Origin of the sequence: Moorena sp. SIO3B2 (assembly GCF_010692525.1) — a bacterium.
Lineage (GTDB): Bacteria > Cyanobacteriota > Cyanobacteriia > Cyanobacteriales > Coleofasciculaceae > Moorena > Moorena producens.
In genome coordinates, this window is record NZ_JAAHHE010000317.1 from 4,101 (window position 1) to 6,928 (window position 2,828).

At 41.8% G+C, this 2,828-nt stretch carries 1 protein-coding gene and 1 pseudogene; both read right to left on the minus strand.

The window, feature by feature from the left end; genetic code table 11:
* Positions 1-431: pseudogene (locus F6K38_RS32330) on the minus strand (hypothetical protein); the annotation flags it as partial.
* A 99-nt stretch (positions 432-530) separates the two neighbouring features.
* The coding region (locus F6K38_RS32335) for a WD40 repeat domain-containing protein (RefSeq protein ID WP_287359186.1) at positions 531-2,828 on the minus strand (2,298 nt) is incomplete at its 5' end.

Below are 2,828 nucleotides of genomic sequence, written 5' to 3' on the forward strand. Positions count from 1 at the left end.
AAATTTAGTATAACCGTGTAGGGCATACCCTGATCCCACAATTGAGGTGGTGTCCATGCTCCTAGGGCATTAAAATTCCAGCTCCGCAGCCGCTCAAAGGTAGCTTCCCGAAATGCAGCCGGGTCTTGACCATATTTATTCTCGACAACCGGAACATAGGGAGCAGGATAGCCAAAGTTGACGGAGGTGACACCCCGGTAAAGGAAGGGTTTGCCATCGGGGTCAATGAACCACCAACGACCTTTGTGGGATTTGCCAACTCGGAAAAAATCCTGCTGACCTACTACGGTTTCGGTCTTGATGCGTACTTGGGCAAGAGGACTAGCAGCTTGGGAGGCAAGAAGACTATTGGGTAGGGCAGAACTCAGCAGTACGATCACTGCTGAGAGGATGAACAGAATAAATCGGGATAATACTTTCCAATGTCGCATTTCAGTTTTGTTAATGCCTGATTGAGATCCCCCGTTGGTCCCCCTTAATAAGGGTAGGGCTGTTTCATCTCATTTATAAACCCTATATACGCCAAATGATTAAAGAGGGGGTACATTTTTGCAGAGATTGCGATCGCTCTCATCAACATTGGGGTTACTAAGATAGTCTCGCACCCAATCACAACCCTTTACTATTAGTTCATTTAATCCTCCTATACGCCATAACTTGGCAGTTCCGGATATGTCAAGAGTGGCTAATAAACTGCCATCAGCACTAAGACTTATACTTTTGACTCTACTTTTTTTGACTCTACTTTGATTAACGTTACTTTGATGCCCATCTTTAAAAGCAGTCAATAATTTTCCTGACATATCCCATACATAGGTATAATCCTTTTCTTCCGTATTAGAACCATTATACTCCAAATAAGGCCGCTCGGCACTAACGACTAAGCGACCCTGGGTACTAAAACCGATACTATCAAAGCTGAGATTAGCACCCTTAAACTTAACTAATTCCTTACCAGACTCCAATTCTTTTAAAAAGATATTACCTCTCTCTACATAGTGATCCTCGAAAGCATTCTGCGCCACTAACAGCTTGCCATCGGAGCTAAAAGCGATTTCACCCAAGAATAGCTCAGATTTTTTTTCCCAGCTTTTATTGTTCAAATTCAACCGATGGAGAGTTTGATTATAGTCATCAAACTCCTCAATAACAATTAAATCTTCACCATTATTGCTAAAAATAAGCTGGGTAATTGTTTTATTAAATTTTTTAGAAGATTTATACAACTCATTGCCATTCAAATCCAATAAGCGAATCCTATTATCTTTACCAACTCCAGCCAATTGTGTACCATCAGGGCTAAAACTGATTTGCCTTATTGTTGTTTTAAGATCGGGAAATCGCTTCAACTCCTTACCCTTCAAATCCAACAGACGAATAGTGTCATCACTTCCGACAACAGCTAGTTGCTTACCATCGGGGCTGATGCTGATACTTTCTAAGTTCGGAATTAGCTCTAACTCCTCTAATGGCTTCTGATCTAGTTTCCACCAGACCAGAGTATTGTCATCACCTAAACTAGCAAGTTGTCTGCCCTTAGACGAGCTAGAAATAACCTCACGAATACCACCTTGATGCCCTTTCAGTTCAAATTCCAAGGCGTCTGACAAAGAGTCATAACTCTTATATGGCTCATCATAAACACTAATAATACCCTCACCCTCTTGCCCAATAATCAGACGACCTTCGGTATCAAAAATGATACTGCCAGCTCTCCTTATGGGTTTAAACTCATTCCAATCTTCGCTATTTAAACTACCAAAGTAAGCAATTCTTTCATCTGGTCCAAACCATCCTGCTAAGTATTCACCATTAGGACTAATAGGACTAAAAACCAGATTTCCCGATAGTATCTGATGAAAATTTTTAAACTCTGCCAACTGATTACCACTCCTGTAGTCCGACAAGCTGAGGGTATTGCCAAATTGGTTAGCTACTACTAGCTGGTTCTTGGAGTTAAAGCTAATACTATGGAAATTGACTTCTTGTTTCAATAGCTTCGGTTTATCTCCCGTTTCCCACAGGCAGATAGTACTGGAATTGCCCTTCTTCGTTACCCTTTGTAAATAGGCTAGAAGCTTCTTGCTATCAGGACTGAAACTTATCCCTCTGTCAGATACACCGAAACCAGTAGGAAATAGACCTACATCAGTATCTGTAAACCCTGAAATACAGTCTGTAAGCTGACGTGGCTCTTCCTGTTTTCCTTCTAAGTTCCACAGGCGAAAAGTCCCTTGCTGGTCAGTTGTTGCTAATAAGCGACTATCCGGACTAACATCAAGTTCTACTTGACCCTCATGTCCTGAAAATACTTTGGGTAGTGGTGTGCCTTTGAAGTCTTGTAAGCGGACAGTACCATCCTCTGCTGTAGCAATCATTAAGGTACCATCAGGCTTAAAAAACATCTTCTTAAAACCTTGAGGCATTTCTCTGCGCTGATATTCTCTAGTTAAATAGAATACCTTTCGCAAAGTTTGTAACACTTGAGGTTGAAGCTTACTGTCTGGCTTGAATAAGGATAAGTATCCCGGCCAATCTTGAAGAGATTTTGCTGCCCGTAAACTGGCAAGCAAAGCTTCTAAATCTTGACCTGATTCTAAGTTGGCTTCGGCGGCTTGCTGAGAAGCCTGAATTTGACCGATCAGGGCATCTTTCTGACCAATTAAGGAGAATACTAAACCTGTCCCTAACCCCAGCATGACTGCGATCGCAACACCCCAATTCCGACGAGTATTAAAGTTTTTTCGCCGGACGCTACGCCGCACAAACTCAGCTTCTACTTGGTTAAGCCAGTTATGCTCAGAATTGAGTACCTTTTTCAACAAATC